This window comes from Sulfurovum sp. TSL6, assembly GCF_019972115.1.
Lineage (GTDB): Bacteria > Campylobacterota > Campylobacteria > Campylobacterales > Sulfurovaceae > Sulfurovum.
On the sequence record NZ_BPFJ01000001.1, the window covers coordinates 536,621 to 549,364 of the forward strand.

12 protein-coding genes and 1 tRNA gene are annotated in these 12,744 nt (G+C 37.7%); 2 read left to right on the forward strand and 11 right to left on the reverse strand.

Annotation, left to right across the window (positions count from 1 at the left end):
- Positions 1–98 precede the first annotated feature (98 nt).
- Positions 99–749 (forward strand): Hsp20/alpha crystallin family protein, encoded by a 651-nt coding sequence (locus LDM93_RS02620; RefSeq protein ID WP_223890469.1) that lies wholly within the window; start codon positions 99–101, stop codon positions 747–749.
- Between the two features lie 4 nt (positions 750–753).
- On the opposite strand, the gene LDM93_RS02625 is transcribed toward LDM93_RS02620, so the two are convergent.
- Positions 754–1,533, reverse strand: a complete 780-nt coding sequence (locus LDM93_RS02625; RefSeq protein ID WP_223890470.1) for a patatin-like phospholipase family protein — start codon at positions 1,531–1,533, stop codon at positions 754–756.
- A gap of 197 nt (positions 1,534–1,730) precedes the next feature.
- On the opposite strand from LDM93_RS02625, the gene LDM93_RS02630 reads away from it, so the two are divergent.
- Positions 1,731–3,080 carry a phospholipase D-like domain-containing protein gene (locus tag LDM93_RS02630; RefSeq protein WP_223891022.1) on the forward strand — a complete coding sequence of 450 codons (1,350 nt, stop codon included), beginning with the start codon at positions 1,731–1,733 and terminating at the stop codon, positions 3,078–3,080.
- Positions 3,081–3,116: 36 nt separating this feature from the next.
- Here LDM93_RS02630 and LDM93_RS02635 read toward each other — a convergent pair whose 3' ends face one another.
- The 10 genes from LDM93_RS02635 to LDM93_RS02680 form a co-directional block, all read right to left on the reverse strand.
- On the reverse strand, positions 3,117–4,415 hold the full coding sequence (locus tag LDM93_RS02635) for a DEAD/DEAH box helicase (RefSeq protein WP_223890472.1): 1,299 nt from the start codon (positions 4,413–4,415) through the stop codon (positions 3,117–3,119).
- A 178-nt stretch (positions 4,416–4,593) separates the two neighbouring features.
- Positions 4,594–4,788 (reverse strand): lipopolysaccharide assembly protein LapA domain-containing protein, encoded by a 195-nt coding sequence (locus LDM93_RS02640; RefSeq protein WP_223890473.1) that lies wholly within the window; start codon positions 4,786–4,788, stop codon positions 4,594–4,596.
- A gap of 210 nt (positions 4,789–4,998) precedes the next feature.
- Positions 4,999–5,859 carry an RluA family pseudouridine synthase gene (locus tag LDM93_RS02645; RefSeq protein WP_223890474.1) on the reverse strand — a complete coding sequence of 287 codons (861 nt, stop codon included), beginning with the start codon at positions 5,857–5,859 and terminating at the stop codon, positions 4,999–5,001.
- Between the two features lie 14 nt (positions 5,860–5,873).
- Positions 5,874–6,857: a hypothetical protein gene (locus tag LDM93_RS02650; RefSeq protein WP_223890475.1), complete on the reverse strand. Its 984-nt coding sequence runs from the start codon at positions 6,855–6,857 to the stop codon at positions 5,874–5,876.
- A 66-nt stretch (positions 6,858–6,923) separates the two neighbouring features.
- Complete coding sequence (locus LDM93_RS02655) at positions 6,924–7,412, reverse strand: GNAT family N-acetyltransferase (protein ID WP_223890476.1); 489 nt, start codon at positions 7,410–7,412, stop codon at positions 6,924–6,926.
- A gap of 44 nt (positions 7,413–7,456) precedes the next feature.
- Complete coding sequence (locus LDM93_RS02660; RefSeq protein WP_223890477.1) at positions 7,457–10,273, reverse strand: helicase-related protein; 2,817 nt, start codon at positions 10,271–10,273, stop codon at positions 7,457–7,459.
- Positions 10,274–10,355: 82 nt separating this feature from the next.
- Positions 10,356–10,673, reverse strand: coding sequence for a hypothetical protein (locus LDM93_RS02665; RefSeq protein ID WP_223890478.1), 318 nt, complete (start codon positions 10,671–10,673; stop codon positions 10,356–10,358).
- A 153-nt stretch (positions 10,674–10,826) separates the two neighbouring features.
- Positions 10,827–11,441 carry a hypothetical protein gene (locus LDM93_RS02670; RefSeq protein ID WP_223890479.1) on the reverse strand — a complete coding sequence of 205 codons (615 nt, stop codon included), beginning with the start codon at positions 11,439–11,441 and terminating at the stop codon, positions 10,827–10,829.
- A gap of 114 nt (positions 11,442–11,555) precedes the next feature.
- Positions 11,556–11,631 (reverse strand) — tRNA-Arg (locus LDM93_RS02675).
- A gap of 197 nt (positions 11,632–11,828) precedes the next feature.
- Positions 11,829–12,743 (reverse strand): cation diffusion facilitator family transporter, encoded by a 915-nt coding sequence (locus LDM93_RS02680; protein WP_223890480.1) that lies wholly within the window; start codon positions 12,741–12,743, stop codon positions 11,829–11,831.
- Position 12,744: the final 1 nt, after the last annotated feature.

Below are 12,744 nucleotides of genomic sequence, written 5' to 3' on the forward strand. Positions count from 1 at the left end.
GTAGTAGTGTGTTTTACTTTTGGAATGATGATTAAAAAACGATTAACCTACATTTTTTATACTTTTATTATCACTATTTTATAAATAAGGAGCACAACATGTTCAGTAAAAAATTTTCACTTTTTGTTTTGCCTTTTGTGACACTGGTCTCACTTCAGGCCAATGATCCTTTTTTCGATGATCCGTTTGGAGATGACATCTTTAAAGAGATGTACCAGATGCAAAAAGAGATGGACAAAGTCTTTGAACGCATGCATGAACGTATGAATCAACGTACAAAATTATGGAATTATCCGAGCAGACAAACGTTCACACCTGGCAATCGTATGAGAACAGAAAGTTTACTGGAAGACAAAGGTACACATTATGAGTACAATACACACATACCTGAAAATCAAAACAATCAGATAGATATTTCTATCAATGACGGTGTTCTACATTTAAAAGCAACGGTAGATACGGTAAAGAAGACTAATGAACCAAATATGAAAATGCAACAGCATTACGTGAGTATGATACAACGTAGTGAAACATTGCCTAAGGATGCGGATGCTAGAAGTTTAAAGAGTGAATATAAAAATGGTTTGCTTGTTTTAACACTTCAGAAAAAAAAGAGTCTTACTCAGACAGTAGTGAAAGAAAAAGAGGAGAAAAAGCCACAAGGGACATCAAAAACAGAAAAAGTCAAAGAGAAAGTCGAGCACAATTCAACAAAGATCAAAGTACCACATACAAGTTCACATGTCTAAAGGATCATAAAAGATCCAATCCTAAGACTCGAATCTCTTGATGTTTGTGGAATTGATATGTTTTGTACCCTTGTGTTTTGGGTTCTATGAGGTAGACATGTTTGGTTGAATGTTCTAACTGTGTTTTACTTTGGTTGTAGATAAGAAGTCTTATCGATCTCTCAAACATTTCTAAAACATTCGCCGTTTTAAAAAAGTTGTCAGGCATAGTCTCCTCAAAAGCATTTTTTCCAAGAACATCTACTGCAAGCACAGTATCAAAAGAAGCTTCGCTGATTCCCAGATTTTTACAGAGAAAGCCATCACCATACGTTTTTCCCTCTATGATATGCTCTTCAAAAATACCGGGTATAGCCATCGTACACAGCACAGCATCTTTAATATATACATCATCAGAAGCATCAAATACTTTTTTTTCGCCCTTAAGCAGATCTGTTGCAATGAGTTTGAGAGGTATGGATGTGTCTTTCATCTTCTTGTCTTTAAAGAGTTGCTCAAAAATCTTAGCCAGTTTGTCATTATGTACAATGGCATTACCGGAAAAAGAGAACTTGATCCAGTTAAAGATGCCGGCAAAACTTTGAATGTGTTTATAGATTTCTTCTTCTCTCATTTCTAAAGCCAAGCAGGCCCCTATAATGCCTCCCATACTGGTTCCGACTATTTCGTTGGGTACTATATGTTGTTTCTCCATATCATGTAAGATACCCAAATGCGCTATGCCCAAAGCCCCGCCACCAGAAAGTACCAGAGTGAAGTGATTGTTTTGTAGATTTTTTATCATGAATATATTATAGCGTAAGTCATTGTTTGTGATACGTATAATAGAGCAGTTTTATACTTAATAAGACTTTTCTTTATGTTATAATCAATGCATAAATATACTTAGGATTGTAGAGATGTCTTAAGTAAGAGGAGTTTCCCATCGACGTTACACCTTTACAGTTTATCAGCACGTATTTTCTAGTCATACTTGCCGGTATTTTTGTTTTCTCTGCACTCAGTCATATTCTTTATCAAAAACGGTCTCCCACCAGTATGATCTCATGGATGTTGTCTATTTTCTTTTTACCCTACATTGTTGTACCGCTCTATTTTCTTATCGGTATACGAAAGCGCGAAGGAAAAAATAAAAAAGAGTATGTTAAATTTGATTATGTATGTGAACATGCTCCTTATGAATTAGATGATCCTCGTCATGCATTTCAAAACCTTTTGCAAAAAAACGGTATGCCTCCTGCAACAAAAGGAAATACCTTTGAACTTATCACCAGTGGTACAGAAGCATATGAACGTATGCTCAAAGAGATCGATCAGGCACAGCAGAGTATCGATATCTGTACCTATGTTTTTGAATTTGATAAGATGACTAAAACAATCTTAGATACACTCACCCTAAAAGCCAAAGAGGGCATTAAAGTACGATTACTTATGGACCTGGTAGGATCTCTTGGGGCAAGCTTCAATCAAAAAGGTTTTAAAGCATTAAAAGAAGCGGGAGGAGAAGTGGCATTTTTTACACCTATCTTGAAAAGACCGTTTCAAAACTACATTAATCTCCGAAATCATCGTAAAATTTATCTCTTTGATCAAACAACACTGCTCAGCGGTGGTATGAACCTCAGTAATGAATATATGGGAGAAGCGGATGGCACTAAACGCTGGGAAGATCTTCTTTACTGCTTGAACGGACCTTCTGTTTACCATTTTTATCATATTTTTCAGAATGACTGGATCTATGCGACAAAAGAAGAGAAAAATATAGATCTGAAGGTAGAAGAGTCATGCGAGGGGGAGAGTAGGGTCCAAGTGGTTCCATCTGGTCCAGATATTCCAACTGATGCACTTTATGAGGCACTGTTAAATGCCATCTATAATGCGAAAAAACGTATCTGGATCGTTACTCCTTACTTTGTGCCGGATGAAAATATGATACAGGCATTGGTCATAGCTCATCACAAAGGGGTTGATATTAAGTTGATCACTCCTAAAAATTCTGATCATCTCTTGGCAGATATGGGAAGAAGTGCCTATATGCGTGAACTGGATGAAATAGGTGCTGATGTCGTCTTGTATGAAGGAGAAATGCTTCATGCCAAAGCCATACTGTTTGATGATGTCGGTGGAATGGTAGGGTCTGTCAATTTTGACAATCGCAGTCTTTTCCTGAATTATGAAGTGGTCACATTTGTCTACTCTCCACAATTTATAGAGAGTATTGAAGGTTGGATGAACGGATTGATAGACAAATCAACTAGAGGAATGGAAAAACCGTCCAAATTACGTGAAGCTCTTGAAAATGTTATGAAAGTGTTTGCGCCATTACTCTAATGTTTGTACCTTGCATAAAGTTAAGGTACAAATCTTTTATTTTTTTCGTCCTGTCTGCTTCTTCTTTGATTGAGTATTTTTCTTTTGAGCATTCTTCTTTTGCATTTTTTGTTTATGAAAGTCAAATTTTCCTTTTCTCTCAACCAATGACTTTTTCTTTGGTTGTTTTTGTCTTGGCTGCTTGTCTGTCAGTTCAAAACCAGGATAGATCTCTCTTTTGATGTTGAGGCGTAAGTTTCTCTCCATCTTGGAGAAGACATCATAGTCTCTTGTGGTTAAAATAGAGATCACAGAGCCTTTATGGTTTGCTCTACCGGTTCTTCCTACACGATGTGTAAAGTCATCCGTTCCCTCAGGCATGTCATAGTTTATCACCATAGAAAGTTCTTTGATGTCTATACCCCTTGCGGCTATATCCGTGGCTACCAAAACCTGTGTTTTACCACTTTTCAACAGGGCCAGTGACTTTGCTCTGGCACCTCTTGTAAGATCCCCATGTATAATGGAAGTCCGTATATTCTGACTTCTCAGGTATTCATAGATCTTGTTGGCAGACTCTTTGGTGCTGGCAAAGAGTAAGACTTGATCCAAATGCATATCATGGATAAGCTTAGCTGTCAATTCTGATTTTCGGGCTTTGTCTACCTTGTACGCCCTATGTGCGATAAAATCAACTATATCCCTTCTTTGACTCACTTCCACTATCACAGGATCACGTAAAAATTCTTTTGCAAGTTTTTTAATATTTTGTGAAATGGTTGCAGAAAACATCATCGTCTGTCTTGGCTGCGCACAATGCTTGAGTATACCTTGTATTTCACCTAGAAAGCCAAGATCCAACATGGTATCTGCTTCATCCAAGATCACAGTATTGATATAAGAGAGATTGATCTTTTTATCTTCTATGAAGCTTTGTAATCTCCCTGGTGTGGCGACAATAATGTCTGCACCCTTAGAGAGTCTTTCCAATTGAGTACTTTTGGGTATGCCCCCTTGAATTTTTACATTCTTGATATCAAGATATTTGCTAAAGTCGTTGATCGTACGAGAGACTTGGTCTACAAGTTCGATCGTAGGAACAATGATCAGTGCTCTTACCACTTTTTGGTCATGTTTTACAATTTTCTGCAGTTTATTGAGTAGGGGCAGAACATAGGCGGCTGTTTTCCCTGTACCGGATTTTGATGCACCCAGTATGTCTGTACCTTTAAGTGCCGGAGGTATGACTTGGTTCTGTATGGCAGTGGTTTGTTCATATTTTGCATGAGCAATGGCTTTTAAAATATCGGGATGTAAATTTAGTTTTTCAAATGATTTGATGATGTTTCCTTTCAAATCTATAGAGTGGTTATATTTAAAAATTAAATATAGTTGTTGGCATTATAGCAAAAATGGGATTGTATTGAATATGTATTCTTCTTCATTGGCAAACTTGTGCATTGATATGCAAGCATTTAGATGAGATGTTTCTCCTGATTTACGATTTCTGTGTATTTTCAAGTCCTTAGGCCTATCAGTCACCTTTAAAGTGCGCATGTAAAAGCCAACCTATAGCGATACCGATCGCAAGCAGAAAAAAAATGAGTAAGGCACGAGACATCTGAAGAGACCAAAATAAAAATGTAATTTCTACTATAGAAATATTTTGAACAATAAACAAAACAACAAGAACGATAAGTGCAATGATAGAAAAAATTTTAATATTCATAAAAGATCCTCTTTAGTTGATGGACAGCTTAATATGTATGTCTGAGATCAAGACTTTTTGTAAGTTCTTCGACTTTGTAAGTTTTTTGACCCTGAAACTATCTTAAGTATACCACAATTTAAAGAAGAAGCATAAAAAATTTGAAGCTTCTATAGTACCTGGATAAAGACAAGCTTTACGGATGTAGTTTTCGTTAGCTTATGTTTTTTGTCAATCATTTAAAAGTGCATAAAAATCTCTGGGAGCATCTATTTCAAAGCTCATGGGCTTTTTCTTTACCGGATGGATAATTGTCAGTTTTTTCGCATGAAGTCCCATCTTCTCACCTTTTGTTCCATAACGTTCATCACCGATGATACTGTGTCCCAACCAAGCCAAATGTGCCCGTATCTGGTGCTGTCTTCCTGTTTCTATTTTGACTTCCAGTAAAGATCGTTCAGGGGTGGTTTGTTTCACTTCATAGTGGGTAATGGCCGGTTTGGCATCGGGATGTTTGCCTACATGCATACGGTACTCTTTTTCATCCGCCCTTAAGGGCTGGTTTATAGTCCCTTTTTTTTCTTTTGGACAACCCTCCACGATAGCTAAATAGACCTTTTCAGATACACCCCATTTGTCCATCACTGTTTCTCTCATCTCTTTGGATGTTGCAAAGAGCAGTATGCCTGAGGTATCTCGGTCCAATCTATGTACAGGCCAGAGCTTTACCTGTTTTTTACCTCGTGAGAGTTGATCTCTCAGTATGGCAAGGGCATGCTGTTTGCTTTCTGTTGTGTTTCCGACAGACAAAAGCCCCGCAGGTTTATTGATGGCGATGATATCTTGATCTTGATAGAGGATCTCTAATCTCTGTAGTGTCTGTGCCTGTGTCGAAGCTTTTTTTACCACACCCACTTCTACCACATCACCTACATTTAACGGACAATCATGTTTGGTAGTAATGTCACCATTTACAGCCACACTTGAACCTTGTAAGCGCTGTTTGATAGTCTTTTTGGACCAGCCGGTAAGATGGTTAAAAAGAAAATCTAAGAGTTTGGATCTTTCTTCTACTATGAATTTTTCTGCCATATGTGAGTGCCTTTTTATTGTTTCAATATTGCTTTGCGTTGGGCACGGTTAAATGCTTTTTCATAGTTTATGACCCATTGAAGGTAAGCTTTTTGTTTTCTTTGCGCCTCTGCAAAATATTTTTCTGCACAGGCATTCGCAGCCGTAGATATGGTCAATGCTTTCATACCACATATGGCATTTCTTGTACCCATAAATACTACGGTTTCAGTTCCACTTATATTGTTACAGGAATTTACAGTTTTTACCATAAATTCATTGTTACACTCCTTAGAAGTCATTCCTACTGTATAGTAACATCGGTCGTGTTCATTACATGCTTCTTGAAGCCATTTATCATCATTAAAGAATTCATTAGCAAGATCATAGACATCTTGAAGACCTTCAGCACTACAACCGTCAGGACGGGATGCATAAGGATAATAAGCATCGGGAAAATTAGGGTTAAACGGTAGAACTATACCATTTTCAGTGATACCTCTTGCTTCTTCATCATTTTCTTTTAAGTACAGTAAAGGTTCTTTGGGATCTTTATTTGCACTATATATAAAGGTATCCGGATCACACACTTCCTCTTCCCAGGTCTCATCAGTGATACGCGATAGATCCTGCGCATGATAATACATCGTACTTAATAGCATGTTGTATGCATCATTCGCCAATATTTTAGGAATCTGTTCTGTTTGAGCATCAAACTTCTCATCAATTCTATTGTTAATAACCTTTTTTGTCGCTAAAATATTTTCATCAGGCATCATCATATCCATAGAGTAGATCAACATATTTTCGGCCCAATCATCATCATAATCCGAAAAGAGGTCTTCAAATTTTTTATAGAGACTTTTGGATCTTTTTCTTGGTTTCTCTAGAATGATATGACTTGTATTAGTATCTTGTTCTGACATATTTTTATCTATCACATAAGAGGAGAGATCATAGGCGTAAAGGGTAGAAAAAAATATGAAAAAAATGATAGCAAATAGTTGCAATTGTTTCATTTCTTTCTCCTCCTATAAGTTTAATTAGTTTTTCTTATTATATCCTACTGAGAGGAAATCAGAAAGCTATAGTATTTTTTCCATCTGATAGTCATCCATGATAAAACCTTCACCAATCTCTTTAACCACACTACCGGAGATAACAAAGCCAACTTTTTCATACATTTTAATGCTCCCGGTATTATACTTATTGACTGTGAGTGATATTTTGTTGAGATCTTTTTCTTTAGCCAACGCTTCCAGATAAGTTATCATTGTTCTTCCATATCCTTTGCCACGCTCAGCCTCTGTCACATAAAATTTACTTAGGAATAAGGTCTTTGAGAGAATATCTACACTCATGTATCCTACAGGTACATTGTCATCCAGAGTTAAAAAGTATAAGAAACCGTTTTTGATCTGTTCCGTCATGGCTTTAACCGATTGAAACTTTTTCAACATATAGTCCACCTGATGCTTTCCTATGATAGGTATGTAATGTTGATACCATATCTCATAAGCAAGGTTTTCAATGGTGTCTATTTGATCTTTATTTGATACTCTCTTTATAATCATGTTTTATCACTGTGAATGTATTTTTAAATCAATTATATAGTGGTTTACCTTCGTCTGCGACCACGATAGCCACCATAGTTTGAAGACCCTGAACCTCTTTTATTTTGACTATGACACTGATCGCAAATGGAGAACCTGTAGGAAAAATCAAGTACCTTTCCACACTTACGGCATTGTTTGGTGAAGTGTCCTTGTCTAAGAGAATTTTCAATGAAGTTGTTCAATCGTACTCTGGCTGCCATAGCTTTGTCAGTATCTTCAAAAATATCCGGGAATTTGAAGGAGAGCCACAGATAGAGTGAGATCTCTCTTACCCTGTCTTCTGCATTAAGCAGCATATCATTGGTCTGTGCAAAAGCAGGAAGGTCTCGTGGTGGAATATAGAGTACTTTTCCTCCTGCTTCGATCTGACGGATATAACGGTGGAAGACTGATTCTATATAGGGTGACGAGATACTTGCAGGTGCACAAGAAAGATAAAAACGTGTTTTTAGATCCAGATCATATTCGCTGACAATGGCAGCTATCTCGAGCATAGAATCAATGTTAGCAGCTACAAAAGGACCTTCAAACTCCATATTTTCAGCAAAAAATGCAAGAATATCTAAAATGTTATCGGTTTCCAGTATCTCACCTATGAGCATGACATGTTCCAAACTTGCCATGACAGAGACCGGCAATTTAAGGTCTGGAAGCGGCATATGAAAAGCTGAAGTGATGGTGGTCAGTGCATTTTCATCCAAAGCTCCTACATATCCTTTCTCTTCAAAACCGTAACGTCCTGCCCGTCCAGCGATCTGTAGTACTTCTGTAGGAAGAAGTTCACGTCTTCGTAAGCCGTCAAATTTGTTGTCTTTGGAAAAGAGCAGGGTCTTTATAGGAAGGTTAAGGCCCATAGCTATGGCATCTGTGGCAACGAGTATTTGGCTTTCACCTTCTCTAAAACGTCTGGCTTCTTCCCGTCTGACCTCAGGAGAAAGATTGCCGTATACGACAGAGACAGAATATTTTTCGCTGAGTTGTTGTTTGAGTGAAAGGACATCACGTCTTGAAAAGGCTACGACTGCAGTTTGAGGTTCTATACGTTTCATGGAAGTAGGCTGGGGTAGCATGGCCAGTTCATTTTTTCGCTCAAAGTGGACCACTTCCAACTCTTCATCAAGGTAGTCACAGAGTTCTTTGACCGCGTGAAGTGCATTACTTGAACCTGTAAGTATGACTTTTTTGGCAGGGATACCTATAAGAGCATTTGCCCATGCCCATCCTCTGTCACGATCTGCGATCATTTGGATCTCATCTATGACACATACATCCACATCTACTGCACCATTCATCATCTCTATGGTTGAAGAGATATGTGTAGATTCTTCGTCTATGATCTCTTCTTCACCTGTGATAAGTGAGACAGCTACACCTTCTTTTTTGAGGTTTTCATATCCCTCAAGAGCAAGAAGTCGTAGAGGTGCAAGATAGTAACCTGTTGTTGCAGCTTCCAGTTCTTTCAGCGCCGCATAGGTTTTACCTGAGTTTGTTGGTCCTACATGAAAGATGATCTTCCTTTTTAGTTCACGTGCAAGAGGGAAAAGATGTTTGAAGTCACGGATCGTTTTGGCCAGTAACTCTTCACGCTTTTGTTTCTCAAGTAAAGGCTTGATGTATTCTCCAAAATGAAAGAGTATGCGTCTTTTGCTTTTTTCTTTGAACTTTAGCACGTTGGAGGAACGTATCTGCGGTTCTACAAAACGTACGATAAACTCATGAAGTTTTTCTTCTTCTATATCCAGTTTATCGCTCTCTTCTCTCATATCTTGCATAACATCATCTATAGCAACCCTGAAGTGCGCAAGCAGATCATCATTGACTCTGTTTATATCTTCTTTGACAGGGAGTTCTTTACTTCTCCAAATGAGATTATAAATAAAAGGCTTTTCATAGGAAACAGAGGTACTGTAAAAGAGTGTCGTACCAAATAGATCATGGTTTTTCTCTTTCTCTATAATGATATGATCCGTACTTTCAAACACTTCATATTTATCACTGATGTCCATCAAGATTTTTTCAATACTTTCAAATGCTATCGGCGCATGATAGAGTAATGATTCTGGTGACATGCTTTTGAGTGCAGTATTCATCTCTTGTTCTGTCAGATAGGGATGTTTAGAACCTTGAACATGTTTCAGAAACTCTTCTATCTCTATAGTTTTTTTGTTGATGGTTTCTTCTTTTAGCGCTTCAAGTTTAGTGATCATCTCTTCATCATTCAAATTCCATAGTGCATCCATATCCAGTGTTGCAGTCGTACATAAAAGCAGTTTATTAAAGTCAAAGTTTTGCAGGACAAAAGTGAAGCTATGGTAAAACTCCATTTCATTAAGAGAATTAAACACGACCTCCAAAGATTTTTCTAGTGTATGAAGTCGGCTTCTCATGCGTAAGTAAGTGAGTTTATTGAGCACTTTTTCTTCAGTGATCTTGCTACTCTTCACGTCGATGAATGCATCAAGAATCAGGTTCTCTTCATGTTTGGTGTAAGAGGTATCTCCTAAGAGTTGGAGGATCTTCTCTACTTTGTCTAATGGACGTTTATGACTATCGGAATAGGGAACAGATTTGTAACTCTGAGTAAGGTAAGAGACTATCTTTTCTCTAGGTACTGCTTCTCCTTCACTCCAAACACGTCTGAGTGCACGTATCATCTCTTCTTTAGTGTGTGAGGGAAGTCTGAGGTCGAGCAGCATAATAAGCTCTATCAGTTTATCTTCATCCAGTGTAGCTACACCTTCATCAAAAGGGAGTCCATTAAAATAGTTTCGTATTTTATTGTTAAGTTTTATAAAGTATTTTTTCTTTTTCTTTGCCATAGTGTCTTTTTATTAGATCCTACCATATTAGGGTAAGATGATTTATTTGACTAAGTATAACATGAAAAAGTAACCCTTGGGTCTAGTCGATGGTTAAAATATCAACTAATTCCACTCCATCACACTCTTTTTTGAGACGTTTATGTTTACGGGCATCTTCTTCTGCCAGTTCAAGTAAGTCTGCAAAGTCGTTTTTACTTACAGTCATTTCATACACCTTTTTTTGTGTTTTTAAAAAGACTTCTGACTCTTCTGTATAGGAGAGTTCAAGGTTTCTAAGCCCTTTGGCAAATTCACTTTTGATGGCTTTTTCTATCTTTTCATTGGCCAATATCTCTGACAAGCTTACTGCTTTGCTTACATCGTTTTTACACATTACCGTGTAACTTACTTTTATCATGCCTTCCACCTTTTGCTCCTTTTATAGATATGGTTCAATGATAGTATATTTTTTTGAATCGTAGAAAAAACATGTCATATTGTCATATTTTAGGCATCATTGGCTAAAGAATGATGCTGAAAACATCCGATAACTTTTGAAAACCGTTAACTATTATTTCGTTGCAAAATCCATGATCTTTGATACAAGTATCATACCCTCGATACTCATATCCTCTTCCATTTCGAGTTTTGAAGGGAATATTCCTTCAAGTGCATCAAGGACATATTTAGCATCTTTTTTGGGTAGTGATTTGAGATATTTTTTTATATTGAGCTGTGTGTACATTCTGTCTCGCTTTTCTTTGGAAACATGAAAACGTACTTTTTGGGTTTGGCTCTCATCTACCTCGTGACAGGTTCCATAGTATTGACTTGCCAATAGTTTTCCCCCTGTAAGGATATTTCTACTGTGAACTGCTTTTTGATCTTTGTCAAACGGAGGTAGATAGGTGATAGTGGTTGTAGTGATATTCCCAAGATTGGTCACTTTAATAAAAGAGAGCCCCTTGTCACCTCTAATGATATTTCCCCTGGATTGTCCTTTTGTTCCCTTTAAGGTATACGTATCATTTGCATCGTTTGACACTATGGTAAATCTTACGGGATCACCTTTGAAAGTACCTTTTTCTGTAGCATAGGTAGTAAATTCACAAGCAAAAGTAGTGTGTTTTGTATCTGCAGCAAAACTAAACAGACTTAAGAGCACTATCAATAAAACATTTTTCATACTAATCCCCCAACAAAATCATTACTCATACATAAATCATTAGTACATTCTACCATATTAGGTCTATATCTTAGAAAGGTAAGTGCTAATGAGGTATTTGGGTGTGGATATGAATGGTATCCCCACGAGGACTCGAACCTCGAGCTAGGCCTTAGGAGGGCCCTGCTTTATCCAGTTAAGCGATGAGGACAAAATGTTTGATATGAAACATGGAAGTGTATCGTGATGTATATAAAAATATGAAATACAATGAGTTCTATGGTGTTGATACTTCATCTGTAGATGAGAGTGATATCGGTGCATTTGAACCACCCAGATACCTGCGAGACAGTCATTTACACAGCTGCATAAAAATGATGACTCCTGCTTTGCATGGTGTATTAAGGTTTAAAATTTACATTCATCACGATTTAACACACAGGTATAATCGTCCGCTTCATTTTCGATCTGTATAGTGGCATGGGTAATGCCACAGTGATGATGAAGATGTTCTTGTATCTTTTCCAAAAAACAATTGTCAATCAGCTCATGGGTCGTTACAAGATGCACTGTCAGGGCTATCTCCGTGGTACTGAGTGCCCAAATATGCAGGTCATGTATCTCAGTTACATTTTTGAGACCAGTGAGATAGTTTTTGATATGCAGAACATCTATCCCCTGCGGTACGGCATCTATGGAGAGATCTATGGAATCTTTAAGTAAATTCCATGTTCCAATCAAGATAAATAACACAATGAAAAGACTGATGACAGGGTCAAGCCAAAGCCAGCTTGTGATCATAATAGCAATACCGGCAACAACTACACCTAATGAGATAGCTGCATCCGCTGCCATATGTAAGTATGCCGCTCGGATGTTAAGATCATGTTTTTGACCTTTTACAAAAAGTAATGCTGTTGCGGTGTTGATAACCACACCAATCCCGGCAACAATAATAATGATCATTCCATTCACGGGTTTTGGAGAAGAGAGTCGTTCCACGGATTCCCACGCGATACCACCAAGGGCTACGAGAAGTAATACAGCCGAAACCAAAGATGCCATAATAGTGACTTTGCGTAAGCCATAGGTTCTTTTATGGGTCGGGAGTCTTGTTGCCAAATAGCTTGCACCCCATGCAAGCATAAGGCTTAATACATCACTGAAATTATGTCCGGCATCTGCGATAAGTGCCAGGGAATCAGCAACCAGTCCATATCCTGCCTCAATGATCACAAAAATAACATTAAGGGTAATACCTATGGCAAAAGAACGGTTATAGTTGTTTATTTCATGGTGATGATGAGAATGGCTGTCTGACATG

Excerpts from the sequence above, each read along its gene's own strand:
- LDM93_RS02645 (WP_223890474.1), bottom strand. The coding sequence starts at position 5,859 with ATGGCAGAAAAATTCATAGTAGAAGAAAGATCCAAACTCTTAGATTTT.
- LDM93_RS02670 (WP_223890479.1), bottom strand. The coding sequence starts at position 11,441 with ATGAAAAATGTTTTATTGATAGTGCTCTTAAGTCTGTTTAGTTTTGCT.
- LDM93_RS02650 (WP_223890475.1), bottom strand. The coding sequence starts at position 6,857 with ATGAAACAATTGCAACTATTTGCTATCATTTTTTTCATATTTTTTTCT.
- LDM93_RS02655 (WP_223890476.1), bottom strand. The coding sequence starts at position 7,412 with ATGATTATAAAGAGAGTATCAAATAAAGATCAAATAGACACCATTGAA.
- LDM93_RS02625 (WP_223890470.1), bottom strand. The coding sequence starts at position 1,533 with ATGATAAAAAATCTACAAAACAATCACTTCACTCTGGTACTTTCTGGT.
- LDM93_RS02665 (WP_223890478.1), bottom strand. The coding sequence starts at position 10,673 with ATGATAAAAGTAAGTTACACGGTAATGTGTAAAAACGATGTAAGCAAA.
- LDM93_RS02620 (WP_223890469.1), top strand. The coding sequence starts at position 99 with ATGTTCAGTAAAAAATTTTCACTTTTTGTTTTGCCTTTTGTGACACTG.
- LDM93_RS02680 (WP_223890480.1), bottom strand. The coding sequence starts at position 12,743 with ATGTCAGACAGCCATTCTCATCATCACCATGAAATAAACAACTATAAC.
- LDM93_RS02640 (WP_223890473.1), bottom strand. The coding sequence starts at position 4,788 with ATGAATATTAAAATTTTTTCTATCATTGCACTTATCGTTCTTGTTGTT.
- LDM93_RS02660 (WP_223890477.1), bottom strand. The coding sequence starts at position 10,273 with ATGGCAAAGAAAAAGAAAAAATACTTTATAAAACTTAACAATAAAATA.